Genomic DNA, 22443 nt, shown 5'->3' on the forward strand with positions numbered 1-22443 from the left:
GAGTCCCTGAAGGTCCACCATACGGGGGTATAGCTCAGTTGGGAGAGCACCTGCCTTGCACGCAGGGGGTCAAGAGTTCGAATCTCTTTATCTCCACCATAAAAGTTACGATTTATATCGTAACTTTTTTTGTTATATAAATATTTATTTAGTAAATATTTAATGTTATTATTAAATTAAAAGCAAACATAAAGAGGAAATATATATGTTATATAGAGTTAAACAATTTTTATGGGCAATAGGGTCTAACTTTAAGGAAATAGATTATAAATATGTAGATAAATTTTTAGACTCTAAAGAAAAAGAATTATTTAATAAATTAAAACATAATGAGAAGCATCATAGTATAAGGGTATGTAAAGATGCAATAAATATATCAAAAGAAAAAAATATTAAAATAGATGATAAAATAATTGGGAAGATTTCATTACTTCATGATATAGGTAAAGGAGAACATAGTTTAAATATATTTGAAAAATCTATATTAGTTATTTTAAATAAGATAACTAATGGAAAGTTACGAAGATTAGATAATATAAAAAATATAGATATCTATTATAATCATGGAGAAAAGGGAGCAACATTATTAAAAGAATATAATAAATATGATAAGGAATTTTTAGAAGCAATAGAATTTCATCATAATGATAAATTTTCTGGTAATAATAAATTGCTAGATATAATAAGAGAAAGTGATAATAAGAACTAGTTTTGAGGTGGAGCAATGACAGCTAACGAAAGAAGAGAGGAAATAATAAGGAATCTAGTTAAAGAAAAGAAGGCTATAAAAGGCTCTGAATTAGCAATATATTTTAATGTTACGAGGCAAGTAATAGTAAAAGATATAGCAATCTTAAGGGCAGCAGGTAAAAATATTATAGCAACGCCTGATGGATATATGATAAATGATAATTTAGATAATAGAGTAAAGTCAGTTATAGCAGTAAATCATACTGAAGATGAAATGGAAAATGAATTAGAGATAATTGTAAAGTATGGTGGAATAATAGAAGATGTAATTGTTGAACATCCTTTATATGGAGAAATAAGAGGTATATTAAAAATAAAGAATCTTAATGATTTAAATAAATTTACAGGCTATTTTGAAAAAATAGATGCAAAACCACTATCAGCATTAACTAATGGAGTCCACCTTCATACCATATCAGCAGATTCAGAAGAAAATATGGAACTTATAAAGAGTGAATTAAGTGAAAAGGGATTTATTTTATAGAATAGGGGAAATTAAAATATGGATTATGATGTTTTAGTATTAGGAGGAGGAATCATAGGTTGTGCTGCAGCATATGAATTATCCAAATATAATTTAAATATAGCAGTAATAGAAAAGGAATATGATATAGCAGATGATATATCTTTTGTTAATACTGCTATAGTTTATGATGGATCAGAGACATCTAATAATGTTATGTCAGGCCTAGAGTATATTGGAAACACTTTATTAGAGAATTTATGTAGTAGATTTAATGTTCCTTTTAAAAGAATTGGAGCATTGAGAGTAGTAAATGATGATAATGGCGTACTTAAGCTAAAAGAAATGTATGATAGAGCTGTTAAGAGAGGTATTGATGATATATGCCTAATTAATGGTGATGAAGTTAAAAAGATAGAGCCTAATATAAATACTGATATAAAAAAAGGACTATACTCAAAAAATGTTGCAATTGTAGCACCATATGATTTGGCTATTGCTTATGCAGAAGTAGCATCAGAAAATGGTGTTAACTTTAGATTAGAAGAAGAAGTTTTAAATATAGAAAAAATAAATAAGGGATTTAGAGTAGCTACCAATAGAAATAAATTCACTTGTAAAGTAGTTATAAATACTATTGCAGATGAAATATATATAAATGAAAAAGGTGTTGTCAAAGAAAAGATTTCTGAAGCGGAAGAAGATAGCTTTAAGAATATGTCATATATATTAGTTGATGATAAATATAAAAATAAATTAAATAATGTTGTAACACAGACCTTTGATAAGGATACTTTTGTTGTTTCTACACCAGTTATTAATGGAGGTTCTTTAATTGGTGTAAAAAGTAGTGAAAAAACTAGTTTAGAAGATAATCTAAGCTATGTTGGAGTAATGCTGAAGGACTTAAATAAGAGTATTATAAATAATTTATTTAGAGAGAGCTATGATAAGGATTCAATAGTTGTAGATGATAGTGAGATAGATAAAGGATATATAAGTATAATAGGAACTCATTATGGTAAGATAACATTAGCACCAGCTTTAGCAAAGATGATATGTGATACTCTTACTAATAATTTAAATTGTACATTAAAGAAAAATTTCATTGATAAAAGAAGAGATTTTTATAGATTAAGACAAATGGATAGAGAAGAATTAAATGAAGCTATTAAGGTTGATGGAAGATATGGAAAGATAATATGCAACTGCAACAATGTAAGTGAAGGTGAAATTGTGGATTGTATCAGAAGACCTTTGGGTGCTAGAACTGTAAAAGGTGTAAAAAGAAGAACTGGTGCAGGTTTTGGTAATTGTCATGGTTCATATTGCAATGAAAAGATAATAAGCATATTAGCAAGAGAATTAGATAAAAAGATAACTGATATAGTAGATGATTCAAAAAATTCAAAAATAATATATAGTAGAATAAAAGAGTTTAAAGATATATAGAAGGGGAAAGTATGGATAATAAAGAGATATTCACTTCAGTAGTCAGGGTAAAAGGTAGTGAAAGATATAAGGTTATTCCAGTGAAAAGTAGTGCAGAAGTAGAAAAAAGCAAATGGATACAGTTATCAAAAGTCATCAGTAGGCTTTATGTAAGTGTTCCTATTAAAAAGGGAAGTATAATATGTAAAAATATATTGAATACAGGCTTAGATATAATTTGTACAAAAGATATTTTATCAAAATAAAGTCAATATATGGAAATATATTGACAGAACATATATTATTATAATATATTAAAGATAATAATATATTAAATTAAACCGTTGAAAAGGCTAGTAATAAAATAAGTAATTTCAGAGAGTTAGTGGATGGTGAGAACTAATATGATTATTTTATGAATCCACCTTGGAGGGACTGTGATGAGCAGTACGGCATTGTCGTTAAAATATATGAGTGGATAATAAGTTACTTATTATCAATTAGGGTGGTAACACGGAGTCTTTCGTCCCTTTATAGGGATTATAAGGCTCTTTTTTTATTAAAAAATTTATTATAAATATGGAGGATATTATGCTAGATTTAAAATTTGTAAGAGAAAATCCAGAGATAGTTAAAGAAAACATTAAAAATAAGTTTCAAGATCAAAAGCTTCCTTTAGTTGATGAAGTAATCGCATTAGATGTTGAAAATAGAAAAGCACAACAAGAAGCTGATGCTTTAAGATCAAACAGAAAGACACTTTCAAAACAAATTGGAGCATTAATGGCTCAAGGAAAAAGAGAAGAGGCTGAAGAACTAAAGAATAAAGTTAATGCTCAAGCTACTGCTCTTGCAGAATTAGAAATTAAAGAAACTGAACTTCAAGAAAAAATAAGAAAAATTATGTTAGTTCTTCCTAACATCATAGATCCAAGTGTTCCAATAGGAAAAGATGATAGTGAAAATGTAGAAGTTGAAAAGTTTGGTGAACCAGTAGTTCCAGAATTTGAAATACCTTATCACACAGAAATAATGGAAAAATTAAATGGTATAGATTTAGATAGTGCTAGAAAAGTAGCTGGTAATGGATTTTATTATTTAATGGGAGATATTGCTAGATTACAATCAGGAATACTTTCTTATGCAAGAGATTTCATGATTGATAGAGGATTTACATATTGTATACCTCCATTTATGATTCGTAGCGAAGTTGTTACAGGTGTTATGAGCTTTGCTGAAATGGAATCAATGATGTATAAAATAGAAGGTGAAGATTTATATTTAATAGGAACTAGTGAACATTCTATGATTGGTAAGTTCATTGATACTATAATAAAAGAAGAAAATCTTCCTCAAACTTTAACTAGTTATTCACCATGTTTCAGAAAAGAAAAGGGTGCTCATGGAATTGAAGAAAGAGGAGTTTATAGAATTCATCAATTCGAAAAACAAGAAATGATAGTTGTTTGTAAGCCTGAAGAAAGTAAAGAATGGTTTGATAAGTTATGGAAGAATACAGTAGATTTATTCCGTTCATTAGATATCCCAGTTAGAACATTAGAATGTTGTTCAGGAGATTTAGCAGATCTTAAGGTTAAATCTATAGATGTAGAAGCATGGTCTCCAAGACAAAAGAAATACTTTGAAGTTGGAAGTTGTTCTAATTTAGGTGATGCACAAGCTAGAAGATTGAAGATTCGTGTAAATGGAGAAAAAGGAAAGTACTTTGCACATACTTTAAATAACACAGTTGTTGCTCCACCAAGAATGTTAATTTCATTTTTAGAAAATAACTTAAATGAAGATGGATCAATAAATATTCCAGAAGCATTAAGACCTTACATGGGTGGAAAAGAAGTAATAAGATAATAAAAGTAATATAAAGAGGGATGTAGCATTAAGAATAAATACTACAATATATTGTTTAATTTTTATTTTTTAAAACAATATATTGTGTATAAAAGCTTTAGTGCGACAGCCCCCTTTTTTATGCATAAAAGAAATTAAAGTTAGTTATACCAGTGGATTTTATATTTAATAAAATAGAAATTAAGTATCATACAATAAATATTGACAAATTTTAGAAATATGATAGATTTAATACGGGTGGTATTTTAATTAAACCGCACCTTATATATTTGAAAATTTAAAGATTAAAAGAAATAGCTCATATCAATTTTGAATGAGACTAATTACTATCATGCTCTTTTAGGGGGTGATAATTATGAAATTTGGATTTATTGGATCAGGAAAGGTTGGTTTTTCCTTAGGAAAATATCTAAAAGAAAATAATATAGACTTAAATGGGTACTATAGTAAGAGCAAGCATTCAGCTAAAGAAGCTGCAATCTTTACAGGTACCAAAAAATATGACAACTTAGAAATGCTAATTGAAGATAGTGATGCTATATTTATTACAACACCTGATAGTGAAATACGAGGAGTTTGGAATAAAATTAATAGGTTATCAATCAAAGATAAATTGATATGTCATTGTAGTGGCTCTATTTCTTCAGAAATCTTTTCAAATATAAATAATCATGGTGCCTATGGTTATTCTATTCACCCAATGTTTGCTATTTCAGACAAATATAATTCTTACAAAAATTTATCTCAAGCATTTATTACAATTGAAGGACACAATAAACATATTGAATATTTTAAGCATCTTTTTTCTAGTTTAGGAAATGATGTAGCGATTATTTCAAAGGAAAATAAATCACTTTATCATGCTGCATCAGTAACAGTTAGCAATCTTATATTAGGGTTAATTAACAATGCAATTAATTATCTTGAAGATTGTGGATTTACAAAAGAAACAGCTATGAAAGCACTTTATCCATTAATAGAATTTAATTTAAAGAACATTAAGGAGAAAGGGGTTATTGATAGCTTAACAGGACCAGTAGAAAGAGGTGATTTAGTTACTGTTATTAATCATTTAAATGTTTTGAGAGAAGAGGATAAGGAATTATATAGATTATTATCAAGAAATATATTAAAAATAGCAAAAGTAAAAAACTTAAATAGGGATTATAAAAATTTAGAAGAATATTTGGGAGAATGATTATGAAAAATACAGTAGTTACTTTTAAAGAAGCTAAACAAAAAAATGAGAAACTTTCTATGCTTACGGCATATGATTATTCAACAGCAAAAATAATTGATGAAGCAGAGATAAATGGAATTTTAGTAGGGGATTCTTTAGGAATGGTTTGTTTAGGATATGAAGATACCTTATCAGTTACAATGGAAGATATGATACATCATACTAGTGCAGTAACTAGAGGTGCTAAAAATACTTTAGTGATTGCAGATATGCCTTTTATGTCTTATCAGACATGCGTTTATGATGCTGTAGTTAATGCAGGAAGACTAATTAAAGAAGGACGAGCACAAGCAGTTAAATTAGAAGGTGGAATTGAAGTTTGTGACAAAATAGAAGCAATAGTAAAAGCATCAATACCTGTTATGGGGCATATTGGATTAACGCCACAATCAGTTAATGCATTTGGTGGATTTAAAGTTCAAGGAAAGGATGAAGAAGCAGCTAAAAAACTTATTGAGGAAGCTTTAGCAATAGAAAAGGCAGGAGCTTTTGCAGTTGTATTAGAATGTGTTCCAGCTAAATTAGCAGCAATAATAAGTGAAAAATTATCCATTCCAACAATAGGAATAGGAGCAGGAGTAAATTGTGATGGTCAAATCCTTGTTTATCAAGATATGTTAGGATTATTTAGCGATTTTACACCTAAGTTTGTTAAAAAATATGAAAATTTAGGTGAAAAAATGAATATAGCATTTAGAAAATATATTGAAGAGGTTAAAGATGGAGTTTTCCCAGCAGAAGAACATTCTTTTAAAATAAGTGATGAAGTAATTGAAAAGTTATATTAAAAGGGGAAGAAAAAATGAGAATTGTAGGAAAAATAAATGATGTAAGAAACCAAGTAAAGGAATGGAAGAAGCAAGGGTTAACAGTGGGCTTTGTTCCAACTATGGGATATTTACATGAAGGTCATGAAAGCCTTATAAAAAGGGCTTATGAAGAAAATGATAAAGTAGTTGTAAGTATATTTGTAAATCCTATGCAATTTGGACCAAAAGAAGATTTAGCAAGCTATCCAAGGGATTTAAAAAGAGATAGTGAAGTATGTGAAAAGGCTGGTGCTGATCTTATATTCCATCCTGAAAATGAGGAAATGTATTTTAATGATTTTTCTACATTTGTAGATATGAATGGATTAACAAAAGGGTTATGTGGTAAAAGCAGGCCTATACATTTTAGGGGAGTATGTACTGTTGTAACTAAGTTATTTAATATAGTTTCTCCAGATAGAGCATATTTTGGAGAAAAGGATGCACAACAATTAGCTGTAATTAAAAGGATGGTTAGAGATTTAAATATTGATATTGAAATAATAGGATGTCCTATTATAAGGGAAGAGGATGGCCTAGCTAAAAGTTCAAGAAATACTTATTTATCATTAGAGGAAAGAAAAGCAGCTACTATTTTAAATAAGTCATTAAAGTTAGCTAAGGAAAAAATTCAAAGTGGGGAAAGAAATGCAGTTAATATAATTGAAGTTATAGAAAATAATATTAAATCTGAAAAATTAGCTAAAATTGATTATATAGAAATAGTAGACAGTAATTCATTAGAAGAAGTTAAAGAAATAAGCAAATCTATATTAGTTGCAATAGCAGTATTTATAGGTAAAACAAGATTAATAGATAATTTCATATATGAATTATAGCAAGGGGAGAAAAAACAATGAAAGTGAATATGTTAAAGGGTAAGATACACAGAGCAACAGTAGTACAAGCTGAATTAAACTATGTGGGAAGTATTACAGTTGATAAGGATTTATTAGATGCAGCTGGAATATATGAGTATGAAAAGGTGCATATTGTAGATATAGATAATGGGGCTAGATTTGAGACATACACTATAGCAGGTGAAAGAGGAACAGGAATGATTTGTTTAAATGGAGCAGCTGCAAGATGTGTACAAGTTGGAGATAAAATAATATTAATGGCTTATTGTGATTTAGATACAGAAGAGGTAAAGAATCATAAACCAAAGGTTGTCTTTGTAAATGAAGAAAATAAAATTAGTAGAATTACTAATTATGAAAAACATGGACAACTTTCTGAATAATAAAATATTAAAATATCTTTAGACAATATGATGAATTTAGAATAATGTTTTTATTCTAAATTCATCATTTTTTATGTATAAAATTAATTAAAAAAATTTTTTTGAAAAAGTGTTGACATAATATATTACATGCTGATATAATAAAAAACGTTCCGAGGAGAGATGGTCGAGTTGGTTTAAGGCACCGGTCTTGAAAACCGGCGTGCGTGTGAGCGTACCGTGGGTTCGAATCCCACTCTCTCCGCCAAAGCAATTAACTGAAGTTAATTGCTTTTTTTAATGTATGAGAAGCTAGGGTCTATACATTAATGCTAGTAGTTATGTTAATTTTTTCAGTGTAAGCCTTTAGAATAGGAAAATTAATATAACATACTATTTATATTCAAATAATTACAAAAAAGATAAAAGTAGCTATTATAGCTGCTTTTATCTTTTAATATTATATTTATTTTAAAGAAGAGTTTACATCTTTAATAATTTTGTTTAATTGTTTCTCTAATATTTCTGATTTATTTATATTTGAAACTAAGCTTTCATTGATATTCTTTATTTTAGAGCTTACGGAAATACCTATTTCATTAGATTTATTTAAATTAATAGATTGCTCATTAAGTGTTGAAATAAGTCTATGTACATTAGAATCTGTTAATAGAATATTTTCTAGAGATTCATCTAAAGTTTTAGAAGCATTAATTGTTATATTAACACCTTTTTCAACTACATCATTGCTTGTTTCAGAATTTTTAAGAACAGCATCTGTTTCAGTTTTAATTCCACTAATTAAATTAGATATATCTGTAGTGTTTTGTTTAGTAATTTCAGCAAGCTTTCTTATTTCATCAGCAACAACAGCAAATCCTTTTCCATGTTCACCAGCTCTAGCAGCTTCAATGGCAGCATTTAAAGCAAGAAGGTTAGTTTGGTTGGCAATATTGTTAATTATATTAGTAATATTGCTTATTTCATTGTAACTATTCACCAATTCTTTAATACTTTTATATGTTTCTTCATTTTGCTTTTGAAGAGTTTCAATTATTGTTACGATATCAGAAATAGCATTTTTGCTATCCTTTGATTTATCAACAGCAATATTAGTACTTTCTAAAAGAGAAGTTGTATTAATATTGATAGTTTCAGCTAGGTTACTCATAGTATTACCTAATGATTCTATTTCATTAATTTGTTTATTAGCAGTATTTACTATATTTTGTAATGCTAAGTGTTCTCTATTAATTTCATTATGTTTATCAATAGTTTCAGATAATGATTTTGTTGTTGCTTTTATAACTTCAATAACAGTATCTGATTTTGAAGGAGTTTCTTTTATTTGAGTTTCCGTAGTAATTTTAACAGTATCTGTTGTAGGGGCTGTTTTTTTCCTTGAAAATAACATAATATACCTCCAGTAATATTTATTTAAATTATTATATTGAATGTCTTATATTAAATAGTCGGAGAAAAATACATTAAAGTTTATAATTAGAAGAAATTTAATTTTATTAATAGTAAATTAAGGAAGGAAAAAAGGGATAAAAGCTCAGTAAAAATCACATTTTAAAAAAAAGAAAAAAATTTAAAAAAAAGTGTTGACACTTATATGGAGTGGCTGATATAATAATCATTGTCAAGGAGAGATGGTCGAGTTGGTTTAAGGCACCGGTCTTGAAAACCGGCGTGCGTGTGAGCGTACCGTGGGTTCGAATCCCACTCTCTCCGCCACATAACTTTAAAATTAAAGTATGAAGGCACATGGAGAAATACTCAAGTGGCTGAAGAGGCGCCCCTGCTAAGGGCGTAGGTCGGGCAACTGGCGCCCGGGTTCAAATCCCGGTTTCTCCGCCATAAGACATCTAATATTATTTAGATGTCTTTTTTGTTGTTTAAGAATACGCAAGTTTGTAATTGTAAATATTAACAGTAAATGTTATACTTTTCATGTGGTGCTATCAGGTGAAAAGGAGAGATTTATTATGTCAAAAAAATATGTTGTAGGTTTAGATTTAGGTGGAACTAAGATATACACAGCTTTAGTAGACTTAGATGGAACTATAATAAAAGAAAAAGTTGTAGAAACGTTAGCTTTTGAAGGCGAAGAAGCTGTTATTAATAGAATGATGGATACAATTGACTATGTAATAGAGGGAACTGATAAAGAATTAATAAAGGCTATAGGAATTGGTGCTCCAGGTGCTTTAGATTTAAAAGAAGGAATTGTAATGGAATCGCCAAATCTTCCATTTGAAAACTTCGAATTAGTAGGAAAAATAAGAGCAAGATATGATTTACCAACTTACTTAGATAACGATGCAAATGTTGCAACATTAGGAGAGTATAGATTTGGAGCTGGAAAAGGTACTGAAAATATGATTTATATGACTGTAAGTACTGGTATTGGTGGAGGTGCTATACTTAATGGTAAAATATTTAGAGGAAGTACAGGAAATGCTTTAGAAATCGGTCATACTACAATATCTCAAGAAAGAACAAGATGTGGATGTGGAAATTTAGGGTGTGCAGAAAGCTTAGCATCAGGAACTGCCATAGGAAAAAGAGCTAAAGAAGCTGTTAACTCAAATGCGGAAACATCATTAAAAAATTATGATGATGTAACATCAAAAGAAGTATTTATAGAAGCTGCTAAAGGTGATAGGGTAGCAAAGGAAATTTTAAATACGTCATTAACTTATTTAGGAATTACAGTAGCTAATGTTATTACAAGCTTTGATCCAGAAAAAGTTGTTATTGGTGGAGGCGTAATAAATGGTGGAGACATTGTTTTAGAAGCTATTAAAGAAGAAGTAGCTAAAAGATGTATGAAAGTATTTGTTGATTCATGTTCAATAGAAAAAGCAAAATTAGGTGGACAAGCAGGAGTTTTAGGAGCTGCAGCTTTAGCTATAATGGAATAGATATAATTATATAAAAAAATTGCTTTAAGACAATTAATAACTGTTTTAGAGCAATTTTTTTGTACATAATTATGATAAGGAGTATTATTAAATGAGGAAAAGAGAGCTATGAGGGGATGTTAAAATGATATATGGTAAAGGGTTATATTTAAGGGAAGTAGTTAAGGAAGATATAGATAGAGCTTATGAATTATGTGTAAATGACGATGTATTAAAATATGATGGTGGATATACTTCCTTTGCATCGAAAGAATATATAAAGGAAAATTATAAATATTTTCAAATGAGATCAAAGAAGAATTATGCCATAGTAAATACTAAAGGAATTATGGTGGGAATAATATCATATAGAAAATCTAATTATGTTAGTGATGTATATTATATAGGCATATGCATAGGAAGAAAATATTGGAGAATGGGGTATGGCGAAAATAGCATTAAAGCCATGCTTAGATATCTCTTTAAAAATAAAAAAGCTCATAAGGTAGAATTAGAAGTAGTTGAGGATAATATAGCAGCAATTAATTGCTATAAGAAATGTGGATTTATTGAAGAGGGAAAAAGGAGACAGAAATATTATTTTAAAGGAATATATTTAGATACTGTTTTAATGGGCATATTGGAAGAAGAATATAAAGAAAAGGAGTAAGAAATGGGCATAAGATTTATTTTTGGTAGAGCTGGTTCAGGAAAAAGTGAATTCTGCTTAAAATCCATAGATAAGAAAATAAGGGAATGTGATAAGGATAATAAACTTATATTATTAGTACCAGATCAGTATACATTTCAAAGTGAAAAGAAACTATTAGAGCATACTGGTGAAAAATCACTTCTTAGAGCAGAGGTATTAAGCTTTAAAAGAATGGCAAACAGAGTTTTTGATAGAGTTGGTGGACGTACAGAAAATATAATTGAAGATTCAGGAAAAAATATGCTTATTTATAAATTATTAAAGGAAAATATGGATGATTTGCATTACTTTAATAAGATAAGTAGAAAGCAAGGCTTTGTAGGAGTGGTATCAAAGACAATAACAGAGTTTAAAAAGTACAATATTGCAGAGGAAATTTTAATAAATAAAAAAGAAGAATTAAATGAAGGTGAGTTAAAGGATAAAATCAAAGATTTGTCTTTTATTTATAATAAATTTAATGATAATTTACATAAGAATTATATAGATTCAGAAGATGTATTATCACTTTTAGCAGAAAAATTAAAAGAAAGCCAAATGTATAGAGACGCAGAAATATGGATTGATGAATTTACAACCTTTACTCCTCAGCAGATGGAAATAATAAAGATTTTGGCTAAGAGATGTAAGAGAGTCAATATAACTTTATGTAGTGAAGGTAAAAATGATGAAGAAACAGATATATTTGATGCCATTAAGAATACAGAATATAAGATTTTAAAGTTAATGGAGGAAAATAATATTCCTTATGAAAAACCTATTAATTTAAATAAAGACATTCCATATAGATTTAAACAAAGTGAGGAACTTGCTCATATAGAAAAACATTTATTTACTTATCCATTTAAAACATATAAGGGAAAAGTTAAGGATATCAGGTTATATAAAGCTAATAATAGCTATAGTGAAATGGAATGGGTTGCTCAGGATATAGTAAGGTTAGTAAGAGATAAAAATTATAGATATAAGGATATAGCTGTTGTATGTAGGGATATCGATAGTTATGATAAGATAACTAGCGTTATTTTTAATGAATATAACATTCCTGTATTTTTAGATAAAAAAAGAGAAATATTAAGTAATCCTTTAGTGGTGTTAATTTTATCAACTTTAGAAATATTAATATCTAATTGGTCATATGAAAGTGTATTTAAGTATGTTAAGAGTGGACTAATCAAATTAGATAGAGAATTTATTGATAAGTTAGAAAATCATATACTACTTAATGGTATAAGGGGTTATAGATGGACTGGTGAGTTATTAAAAGAAATTGAAGAGCCAAGTAAAGATGAAATAGAAATTGCTGAAATAATGGAAGAAATAAGAAGACCAATTATTAACTTATATAAAAAAGTTGGTAATGAAAACACTGTAAAAGAATATTGTACTGCCATATATGAAATGCTTGTAGAAATAAATGCCTTAGAGACCATTGCTGAGTGGCTTGATGAATTCGAAAAGATTGGTTTACAGGATAAGATAAAGGAATATAGTCAGGTACCTCAAATTGTTATGGATATATTAGACCAAGCAGTTGAAGTATTAGGTGATGAAGTAACCGATATAAAAACTTTTGCTAGAATTCTCAGCTCTGGTTTTGAAGAGCATGAAGTTGGTGTAATACCTATGTCTTTAGATCAGGTTAATGTAGGAGATATTGCAAGAATAAAAGGCCGTGAAGTAAAAGCACTATATATTGTAGGAGCTAATGATGGAGTACTTCCTTCAGCCAATAAGAATGAAGGAATACTATCTGATGAAGATAGAATTGAATTAAAAGAGCTAGGTATAGAAATAGCTTCAGATACTAGAAGTAGAATTTTTGAAGAACAATTTATGGTGTATACTGCCTTAACTATTGCTTCAGAATATCTTATGATAACTTATCCAATGGCAGACTTTGAAGGAAAATCACTAAGACCTTCAATAATCATACCAAGGATGAAAAAGATATTTAAATATCTACAGGAAGAAAGTGAAATATACAATATAAACATTAAGGAAGATAAGTTTAATAAGATAACGGCACCAATACCTACTTTTAATGAAATGGTAACTGCCATGAGACGTGAATTTGAAAAAGAAGAAATTGAGGATTACTGGGTGCAAGCATATAAATGGTTTGAAGAAAGTGAAGAATTTAAATTAAAATCAGATGTGATATTTAAGGGACTTACTTATTCAAATTTAGTGGAAAATATACCAAGAGATTTAATTAAAAAATTATATGCTGATGATAATGGAAGATTTATGTTTAGTGTATCAAGATTAGAAAAATATGCACAATGTCCTTTTAGCTATTATATACAGTATGGCCTTAAGGCAAAAGATAGGAAGATATATGAGTTTACTGCACCAGATTTAGGATCATTTATGCATGATATCTTAGATAAATTCACTAACAAAATAAAGCGAGAAAATATAGCTTGGTCTGATTTAGATAAAAATAGATGCTCACAAATTGTTAATGAATTAGTGGATACTAAGCTTAAGAATGAAGAAAATTCTATATTAAATAGTAGTAAAAAGTATCAATATTTTGCTGGTAGATTCAAAAGAATAATAACTAAATCTGTGGTGGTAATATCTGAACAAATGAAAAAAGGAGAATTTGATATATTTAAAAGTGAATTTGATTTTGGTGACTTTAAAGATTCTGAACCTATAACATTAGAGTTACCATCAAAGGAGAAAGTATATCTTAAAGGAAGAGTAGATAGAATTGATAAGGCAATAATTGATGGTGAAACCTATATTAGAATAGTTGATTATAAATCAGGTTCTAAAACTTTCGATTTAAATGAATTATATTATGGATTGCAGATACAGTTATTAGTTTATTTAGATGCCATACTTAAAAATTCACAACATATCTTACATGAACAATGTATGCCAGGAGCAATATTATATTTTAAAATTGATGACCCAATAATAAAGTCTAAGAAGGTATTAGAAGATGATGAAATAAAAGATGAGGTATTAAAGAAATTAAAGATGAATGGGCTTTTATTAAAGGATGCCAAGTTAGTTAAGGCAATGGATAAAGATATGGAAACTTATTCACTTATAATACCTGCTGCCTTTAAAAAAGATGGTGATTTTTCTAGCACAAGTTCTGTAGTAACAGAAGAACAATTTGATATATTAAGAAAATATGTTAATGATAAGATGGTTGAATTATGTGATGAAATGCTTAGTGGTCAGATAAAGATTGAGCCTACAAAGTCATTAAAGGTAACTTATTGTGATTATTGTGATTATTCATCAATATGTCAGTTTGATACATCCATAAGAGATAATAAATATAAAGTGCTCCTAAATAAAGATAAAGAAGAAATATGGGAGTGTATGAAAAATAGAGTTGAATATCAAAAGGAGGATAATAATGTCGGAAACTAAATGGACAGATGAGCAGCAGCAGGCAATAGATACAAGAAGATGTAACCTTTTAGTGGCAGCAGCTGCTGGTTCAGGAAAAACTGCAGTACTTGTTGAAAGAATAATAAAGATAATAACTAATGAAGAAAATCCAGTAGATATAGATAAATTATTAGTTGTTACATTTACTTCAGCTGCAGCTGCAGAAATGAGAGAAAGAATAGCAGCAGCTATATCAAAAGCTTTGGAGAAGAATCCAAATTCTAAGAATCTACAAAAGCAACTTACTCTTTTAAGCAGGGCCAATATAACTACAATGCACTCATTTTGCTTAGATGTAATAAAAAATTATTTTTATACTATAGATTTAGATCCTTCCTTTAGAATTGCAGATGAAACAGAAATAACTCTGATGAAGAATGAAATAATTGAAGATATTTTTGAAGAACTTTATGAAGAAGATAATCAGTATTTTAAAGAATTAGTGGAAGCATATAGCAGTGCAAAAGATGATGAAAAGTTAAAAGATATTATTTTAAATCTTTATAAATTCTCCATGAGTGGACCATGGTCAGAAAGTTGGCTTATTGAAAAAGCAGAGGAATTTAATATAAGTACCTTAGAAGAATTAGATAAGACAAAATGGGTGGAAATATTAAAGGATAATATAAGGGTAGAAGTTAAAGGATTTATCAATATGTATCATAAAGCCATTGAAATAATCAATGATACAGAAGGGCTAGAAGCATATTTAGATACTTTTAGAGGAGATTTAGAATGTTTAAAAAATGTCTATGAATCTTTAAATCATGGTTTAGCAGAGATATATGCAGCTTTAAATGGCGTAGTATTTACTAAATTAAAGACTGTAAGAAAAAGTGCTGTTGCTGATGAAAATGCTCAAGAAACTGTAAAATCCATCAGAGATGCTGTAAAGAAAAAGATAAAGTCATTAACAGAAGATAGTTTTACCCTTACACCAGAAGAGAGTTTACAAGGAATAAAAGATGTATATCCTTATATGAAGGAATTATCAAGAATAACTTTAGATTTATTAAATAAATTCAATGAAAAGAAAAGAGAAAAAAATCTATTAGATTTTAATGATTTAGAACATTTATGTTTAAAGATACTTATTGATAGAGATGAGAATAATAATATAATACCTTCATCTGTGGCAGAGCATTTTAAAGAATTTTTTGATGAAGTACTAGTAGATGAGTATCAAGATTCTAACAATGTACAAGAAACAATTATTGACCTTGTATCAAGAAAAAATGGTGATAATCCTAATGTGTTTATGGTTGGTGATGTAAAGCAAAGCATTTATAGATTTAGACAGGCAAAACCAGAACTATTTTTAGATAAATATAATAGATATCCTTTAATTTCAGTAGGAAGAGAAAGAAAGATACAGCTTTATAAGAATTTTAGAAGTAGAGATGAAGTTTTAAGAGGTGTTAACTTTATATTCAAAATGGTAATGTCTAATGTTGTTGGAGAATTGGAATATACAGATGATGAGGCATTACATTTAGGTGCTGCTTTCCTGGAAAACAATGATGAAGATTCTGAAGTAGGCGGAAATATTGAACTTCATATGATTGATAAGTCTGGTAATGAAGCTGAAGAAGGGGGAGAGGAAGAACTACAAGAATCAGAAGAAGAGGAAGTAGTAGATGCTATTTGTTTAGAAGCTAAACTAGTAAGTAAGAGAATAAAAGAATTATTTGAAACTAAAGACGGTAAAAGGTTCAAGGTATTTGATAAGGAAACAAAAGCATATAGAGATGTTAAATATAAAGATATAGTGATTCTTTTAAGAGCAACAAAAAATTGGTCGGAAATATTTCTTGATGAGTTAGGTGCTGAAGGAATTCCTGTTTATGCTGATACAGGTAGTGGATATTTTGAATCAATAGAAATAAGGACAATTATGTCTTTATTAAAAATCATTGATAATCCATTACAAGATGTTCCTATGATAGCTGTGCTTAAATCGCCAATAATGGGCTTCACAGCAGAAGAACTTAGTGAAATAAGATTACTTAATAAGGAAAGATATTTTTATGAAATTATCAAAGATATTTATGATGATGAATATGAAGTAAGTGATACTTTAAAAGCAAAATGTAACAAGGTTATCAGTGATTTAGATAAGTGGAGAAATAAAACAATATATACACCAATAGATGAATTTATATGGTACTTATATATGGATACTGCTTATTATGGATATGTGGGAGCAATGCCTAATGGAACATTAAGACAGGCTAATTTAAAGATATTATTCCAGCGTGCTAAGCAATATGAAAGCACTAGTTTTAAGGGATTATTCAATTTTATAACTTTTATTAATAAGCTACGAAAATCTTCAGGTGATATGGGTAGTGCAAAGATTCTTGGGGAACATGAAGATGTTGTAAGAATTATGAGTATACACAAAAGCAAAGGGCTTGAATTCCCTATAGTATTTACTTGTGGAATGGGAAAACAATTTAATTTAATGGATTTAAATAGTTCAATATTGTTCCATGAAGAATTAGGCTTTGGTCCTGATTTTGTTAATTTAAAAAATAGAAATTCATATAGCACCTTGGCTAAGGAAGCTATAAAGAAGAGGATAAGACTTGAAACATTATCAGAAGAAATGAGAATATTATATGTTGCTTTTACAAGAGCCAAGGAAAAGCTAATTATTACTGGTGCTACAAGAAACTTAGATAAATCTATAAAAAATTGGATAAGTGCGGCATCCTTAGATGAAAATATAATATTGCCATCGGAAGTATTAAAAGGAAAGTCATATTTAGACTGGATTGCCATGGCAATTTGTAAACATAGGCATGGGGAAGAACTAAGGGAACAATGTGGTGCATATAGAGACCTTATTGTGAATGATTTTTCTAATTGGGATGTTTGCCTGTGGAGAAAAGGAGATATTCTTGGGGATAAAAATTTAGAGCCTGTGGATAAAATTGAAGAAAACACTTTAAATATAACAGCTACTAATATATCTGTGGATAAAGAAATAAAGAGAAGATTATCATATAAATATAAATACGAAGAAGGCTCAATACTTCCAAGCAACGTATCTGTATCAGATTTAAAACGTAAAGATTTTCAGTATGAAGATGAAGCAGAAACTTTAGAAGTATTTAGAGAGAGGGAAATAATTAAGCCTAAATTCTTGCAAGAAGAAAAAGGATTTACTGCAGCTGAAAAAGGAACTCTTATGCACTATGTTATGTTAAGATTAGATTTTGACAGAGTAGGTAGCGTATCTGAGATTAAAAAACAAATTGAAGAGCTTGTTTTAAATAAATCATTAACAGAAAAAGAAGCAAAAGTTATTAGATACACAAAGATATTTAGTTTCTTTAAAAGTGAGTTAGGAAAGAGAATATTAAAAGCTCATGAAGAAGGAAGAATGGTTCATAGAGAATTACCTTTCTTTACGGAAATAAGCAGTTTAAATATCAATCCAGAGCTTAATAAGGAAATCTATCAAAATGAAAAGATTAGATTACAAGGAATAATAGATGGATTCTTTAAGGAAGAGGATGGGATAGTATTATTTGATTATAAGACAGATTATCTTGAAGAAGGAAATGAAGAAGAAATTATAGAAAGATATAAGATTCAAATGAAATATTATAAAGAGGCCTTAGAAAAAATCACAGAAAGTAGAGTTAAAGAGATATATCTTTATTTATTTGCTTTAGACAAAGAAGTAGTATTGGAAATTTAAAATATAAGGAGCTTGTGGCTAAGCCATAAGCTCCTTATATTTTTTAGCAAGATTTATTAATTGATCTTTGCAGTTAAGATTTTTATCATCAAGCACAGCTTCCAAAAGCTTATGCAGAATTATGCCTACTTTCTTGCCAGGAAGAAGATTTAATTCAGCAATTAAAGTTTTTCCATCAATGGCTAAATCTTTTAAAGTTAATGGTTCATTATTATCTAAGATAAATTTTGTTCTGCTTTCCATAAAATCAACTTTCTTTAAGAAAGGAATAGGATCCCATAGTGCATTTATATCAGCTCTTTGTAAATCAAATAAAATGAAGATATTTTCCTTACCAACATTATTAATAAGTCTCTTAATTTCACCATCTGTAGGCATGTAAGAAACATTTAAAACAAGATGATGTTTGATAAGTGCAGATATACTTTCAATAGTTAAATTATCAAATTTAAGGCGCTTAAGTACATGTACCACCATTTTAGCTCCTTCTTCACTATGACCAGGAAAATAATAGTGACCATTAGGTAATGCTGTAATAGTATTAATTTTACCTATATCATGAAATAAAGCAGCTAATCTTAAATTAAGGTTAGTATATGTGTTATCCAAAACCTTTAAAGTGTGAGTAAATACGTTTCTATTATGATTATTACAAAGTGGTGTGTAGCAAACAAGGTCATTTACTTCTGGGAGAATTATTGAAAGCATATTAGTTTCTCTCAGCATTTCTATTCCTTGAGAAGGATTGTCAGAAAGTAGAATTTTACATAATTCATCCCTGATTCGCTCATTACTTATATTCTTGATAAGCTGAACATTATCTTTGATAGCAGCGTAAGTTTTTTCATCTATAGTAAAACCTAATTGAGCACTAAACCTTATGGCTCTAAGCATTCGAAGAGCATCTTCATTAAAACGTTTATGAGGATCACCAACAGCTCTAATAACCTTATTTTGCAAGTCATCTATACCATTAAAATAATCAACAAGACCTTCCTTATCATTATAGGCGAAAGCATTTATTGTAAAGTCACGTCTAGATAAGTCTTCTTTAATATCATTTACAAATTCAACTTTTTCAGGATGTCTATTGTCTATATAGTTTCCTTCTGTTCTATAGGTAGTAACTTCAAAATTTTCTTTATCAATTACAACAGTAACTGTGCCATGTTTAATGCCAGTAGGAATTGTTTTAGAAAATAAATCTTCAGTTATTTTTGGTAAGGCAGATGTTGTAATATCAAAATCCTTTGGCTTTAATCCTAGTAAAGAATCACGAACACATCCTCCTACCATAAAGGCTTCATAATTATTATTATAATAAGTGTCAATTATATATTTAACATTTTTAGGTATATTAATATTCATATAAAACATCCTTTTAGATTTTAATAATAAATATTTTAACATATATTATAATATAATCACTATAGAGGCGTTGAGTAAAGTTTTAATTTAATTAATAATAACCTTAGTGTCATCATCAATAGTATCATAAATCCATTTGGCATCTTCTGTATTTAAGCGTATACATCCATGGGAAGAAGGAGTTCCTAGAGTATAATCAAGAACTTGATTTTGACTTTCATCATAAGGTAAAGAATGAAACAAATAATCGCCTAGAAATTGCACCCAGTACTTACCACCTTGACCATAATCTTTAGAATAAAACCATTCACCACGATTAGTTACAGTAAAAATCCCCATAGGAGTATCTTCGCCAGCAATTCCTGTTGAACAAATATATTTATTTACTAGTGACCAATTATTAGTATAGCCATTGTAGATAGAAACAGTTTGATTATTAATATCTACATGAATTAAATATGGTGTATTGCTGGAGATATTTAAAGTGTTAATATTGTTAGAATTTATGGTAGTTGAAATTAAATTAGTAGCTGCTTCATCATCTGAGTATGTTATTGCAGCAAGATAATCAGTACGTTTATCATCAATTTCAGATATTTTGATGTTAATTTTTTCATCATCAGCTGGCAATATTGAAGTATCATAGTTTGATAATAAATCTATAGCTTTGGAAAAGTATTCATTATCAGATAACTTTTCTGCTTCAGCAATGAGATTATTTCTATATTTATTCCTACACTTTTCAAGCATATTTTCAGCCTTGGCATGATAATATTCTTCACTTGTAGGTATTTTTTTTAATAGTTTTATGGCATAAGAAAAATTATTATTATCAAAAGCTTCATTAGCTAGTTCTAAAATAGAATTATAGCCATGAGAAGTTGATGGGCAATAATTTTCATCTAGAACAAGGATTAGTTTATCTAAAGATGAATTTAAAATATTATAAGAATTTATTTCGTTAAGGTAAACTAATGCTTGATACTTTGTAATAGAGTTAATTTTTAGATCTTTACAAAGAGTATCTATCACTGAAGTAAAGTATTTATTTAAGTCAGAGCTTTGGGAATTTTTCTTCAGGACATTGATAATTTTATTATCTGATAAAATTTCTTTGGCTGTTTTAAAATTACCAGAACTAAATTCAGTATAGAAATTATTCATAATATTAGAGTACGAAACATTTATATAGTAATTAAAAGCAATTAATAGCATAGCTAAAATTATAAAATAAGTAAAAAATTTAAAAATATTAAATTTTTTAAAGTTTAACTTTTTAAACAAGGTTATCCCTCCTTAGTATATTCATATAATAATGTTTGACAAAAGAGTGAAATTATAAACATTAGATAAGTTTTTTATTTTACTAAAATATCATAAAGAAATTGTAACTGATTGAAAAATATGGTAATATTAAAATAATCAATAAAATATCTTGGGGGATGTAAGTAAATGGAGGATAATAATAGAAAGTTATCAAGTGATGAAAGTAGTTTGATGTCGATAAATGAACTATTGAAGAATAATGATCAATATTTATTAAATATCATTCATGATTTGAGAAGCCATTTAAATGTTATAACATCAGCTGCCCAGTTTATGGAACATAACTATAAAGATGATAAGAACCTTAAATGTATTGAGATAATAAAGAGAAATAGCTTTAAAATGTTAAAGTTAATAAATAATTTAATAGATTCTAACAAAATAAAAAATAATTACTATAAATTAAATAAGAAGAATATTGATATTGTTCCGATGATAGAAAATACTATAAGTTGTATAGAGAAATTTGCTTCGGAGAGAAATATAAACCTTATATTTGACACAAATGAAGAAGAATGTATTATGTCAATAGATCCAGAAGCAATAGATAGGGTTATAATGAATTTATTATCTAATGCAATAAAGTTTTCTAATGAAAATTCAAATATTTATATTAATTTAGTTGTAAAAGATAAAGAAATTGAATTATCTTTTAAAGATGAAGGCTGTGGTATTTCTAAAGAAGAAAAGGAAAGAATTTTTGATAGATTTTATCAAGGGAAAAATAATGACAATATAGAAGGGAGCGGAATTGGTTTAAATTTATGTATGCTTTTTGTTAAAGCTCATGATGGAAAGATATTTTTAGAAAGTGAAATAAATAAGGGTTCTATATTTACGGTAATTTTACCAAGAAAGATAGAAGATCATATTGAAACAGTAAAAGAAGAAGGTAATTTAATTAATAAAAATCAAGCGGTAGAAATAGAATTTTCTGACACATATAAGTTTTAAAATATATTTTTATGTTGATATATTAATTAGTTTATGTTAATATTAATACTGTTAAGGAGCGTTAGTTAAACGGATATAACACGCCGCTACGGACGGCGCATTAAGGGTTCGATTCCTTTACGCTCTGCCAAACACCGATTTTTATAAATCGGTGTTTTTTTCTTTAAAGTACAGGAAAGTATAAAATTTTCGATGGCTGAAAGTTAGATGTTATCTAGCATTCAGCCTTTAAATATGTTAAATTTATTAATTATAAATTAG

General features: G+C 28.3%; 17 protein-coding genes, 5 tRNA genes and 1 other annotated feature. Of the genes, 19 read left to right on the forward strand and 3 right to left on the reverse strand.

What is annotated here, in order from left to right:
• The first annotated feature begins 23 nt into the window (after positions 1–23).
• The 11 genes from BHW04_RS00190 to BHW04_RS00240 all read left to right on the forward strand — a co-directional run bounded on the left by BHW04_RS00190 (position 24) and on the right by BHW04_RS00240 (position 8052).
• Positions 24–99, forward strand: a tRNA-Ala gene (locus tag BHW04_RS00190).
• Between the two features lie 106 nt (positions 100–205).
• Positions 206–709, forward strand: a complete 504-nt coding sequence (locus BHW04_RS00195) for an HDIG domain-containing metalloprotein (protein WP_022211223.1) — start codon at positions 206–208, stop codon at positions 707–709.
• Positions 710–724: 15 nt separating this feature from the next.
• Entirely contained in the window at positions 725–1234 is a 510-nt protein-coding gene (locus BHW04_RS00200) for a transcription repressor NadR (RefSeq protein ID WP_302631176.1), read from the forward strand.
• An 18-nt stretch (positions 1235–1252) separates the two neighbouring features.
• Entirely contained in the window at positions 1253–2665 is a 1413-nt protein-coding gene (locus tag BHW04_RS00205; protein ID WP_302698480.1) for an NAD(P)/FAD-dependent oxidoreductase, read from the forward strand.
• 11 nt (positions 2666–2676) lie between these two features.
• Positions 2677–2910: a DUF1667 domain-containing protein gene (locus BHW04_RS00210; RefSeq protein WP_022211226.1), complete on the forward strand. Its 234-nt coding sequence runs from the start codon at positions 2677–2679 to the stop codon at positions 2908–2910.
• Between the two features lie 69 nt (positions 2911–2979).
• Positions 2980–3178, forward strand: a binding site (T-box leader).
• Between the two features lie 57 nt (positions 3179–3235).
• On the forward strand, positions 3236–4513 hold the full coding sequence (gene serS / locus BHW04_RS00215; protein WP_022211227.1) for a serine--tRNA ligase: 1278 nt from the start codon (positions 3236–3238) through the stop codon (positions 4511–4513).
• Positions 4514–4868: 355 nt separating this feature from the next.
• Positions 4869–5711 (forward strand): Rossmann-like and DUF2520 domain-containing protein, encoded by an 843-nt coding sequence (locus BHW04_RS00220; protein ID WP_302698481.1) that lies wholly within the window; start codon positions 4869–4871, stop codon positions 5709–5711.
• Positions 5712–5713: 2 nt separating this feature from the next.
• Positions 5714–6541 carry a 3-methyl-2-oxobutanoate hydroxymethyltransferase gene (panB, locus tag BHW04_RS00225; RefSeq protein ID WP_022211229.1) on the forward strand — a complete coding sequence of 276 codons (828 nt, stop codon included), beginning with the start codon at positions 5714–5716 and terminating at the stop codon, positions 6539–6541.
• A 14-nt stretch (positions 6542–6555) separates the two neighbouring features.
• Positions 6556–7401, forward strand: coding sequence for a pantoate--beta-alanine ligase (gene panC / locus BHW04_RS00230; RefSeq protein WP_022211230.1), 846 nt, complete (start codon positions 6556–6558; stop codon positions 7399–7401).
• A 17-nt stretch (positions 7402–7418) separates the two neighbouring features.
• Positions 7419–7805, forward strand: a complete 387-nt coding sequence (panD, locus tag BHW04_RS00235) for an aspartate 1-decarboxylase (RefSeq protein ID WP_022211231.1) — start codon at positions 7419–7421, stop codon at positions 7803–7805.
• A 156-nt stretch (positions 7806–7961) separates the two neighbouring features.
• Positions 7962–8052 (forward strand) — tRNA-Ser (locus BHW04_RS00240).
• Positions 8053–8250: 198 nt separating this feature from the next.
• On the opposite strand, the gene BHW04_RS00245 is transcribed toward BHW04_RS00240, so the two are convergent.
• Entirely contained in the window at positions 8251–9198 is a 948-nt protein-coding gene (locus BHW04_RS00245; RefSeq protein ID WP_022211232.1) for a methyl-accepting chemotaxis protein, read from the reverse strand.
• Positions 9199–9433: 235 nt separating this feature from the next.
• Between BHW04_RS00245 and BHW04_RS00250 the strand changes: the two genes are divergently transcribed.
• From BHW04_RS00250 to addA, 6 genes are all read left to right on the forward strand, one after another.
• Positions 9434–9524: transfer RNA gene (locus BHW04_RS00250), tRNA-Ser, on the forward strand.
• Between the two features lie 32 nt (positions 9525–9556).
• Positions 9557–9647, forward strand: a tRNA-Ser gene (locus tag BHW04_RS00255).
• A gap of 128 nt (positions 9648–9775) precedes the next feature.
• Positions 9776–10714 (forward strand): ROK family protein, encoded by a 939-nt coding sequence (locus tag BHW04_RS00260; RefSeq protein WP_302698483.1) that lies wholly within the window; start codon positions 9776–9778, stop codon positions 10712–10714.
• A gap of 124 nt (positions 10715–10838) precedes the next feature.
• Positions 10839–11363, forward strand: a complete 525-nt coding sequence (locus BHW04_RS00265; protein WP_302623305.1) for a GNAT family N-acetyltransferase — start codon at positions 10839–10841, stop codon at positions 11361–11363.
• A gap of 3 nt (positions 11364–11366) precedes the next feature.
• Positions 11367–14804, forward strand: coding sequence for a helicase-exonuclease AddAB subunit AddB (gene addB / locus BHW04_RS00270; RefSeq protein ID WP_302698484.1), 3438 nt, complete (start codon positions 11367–11369; stop codon positions 14802–14804).
• The gene (gene addA / locus BHW04_RS00275; RefSeq protein WP_302698485.1) at positions 14791–18534 is read left to right on the forward strand and encodes a helicase-exonuclease AddAB subunit AddA; all 3744 of its coding nucleotides are present in this window, start codon (positions 14791–14793) and stop codon (positions 18532–18534) included. Before addB ends, addA begins: the two co-directional genes overlap by 14 nt.
• An 18-nt stretch (positions 18535–18552) precedes the next feature.
• On the opposite strand, the gene BHW04_RS00280 is transcribed toward addA, so the two are convergent.
• Together BHW04_RS00280 and BHW04_RS00285 are read right to left on the reverse strand one after the other, a co-directional pair.
• Positions 18553–19902, reverse strand: a complete 1350-nt coding sequence (locus BHW04_RS00280; protein WP_302698486.1) for a CCA tRNA nucleotidyltransferase — start codon at positions 19900–19902, stop codon at positions 18553–18555.
• A gap of 87 nt (positions 19903–19989) precedes the next feature.
• Positions 19990–21186: a L,D-transpeptidase gene (locus BHW04_RS00285; RefSeq protein ID WP_302698487.1), complete on the reverse strand. Its 1197-nt coding sequence runs from the start codon at positions 21184–21186 to the stop codon at positions 19990–19992.
• A 168-nt stretch (positions 21187–21354) separates the two neighbouring features.
• On the opposite strand from BHW04_RS00285, the gene BHW04_RS00290 reads away from it, so the two are divergent.
• Together BHW04_RS00290 and BHW04_RS00295 are read left to right on the forward strand one after the other, a co-directional pair.
• Entirely contained in the window at positions 21355–22182 is an 828-nt protein-coding gene (locus tag BHW04_RS00290; RefSeq protein ID WP_302698488.1) for a sensor histidine kinase, read from the forward strand.
• A gap of 55 nt (positions 22183–22237) precedes the next feature.
• A tRNA-Arg gene (locus BHW04_RS00295) sits at positions 22238–22312 on the forward strand.
• The last annotated feature ends 131 nt before the right edge of the window (positions 22313–22443 follow it).

The organism is Clostridium sp. 29_15, assembly GCF_001916075.1.
GTDB classification, from domain to species: domain Bacteria; phylum Bacillota; class Clostridia; order Clostridiales; family Clostridiaceae; genus Clostridium; species Clostridium lentum.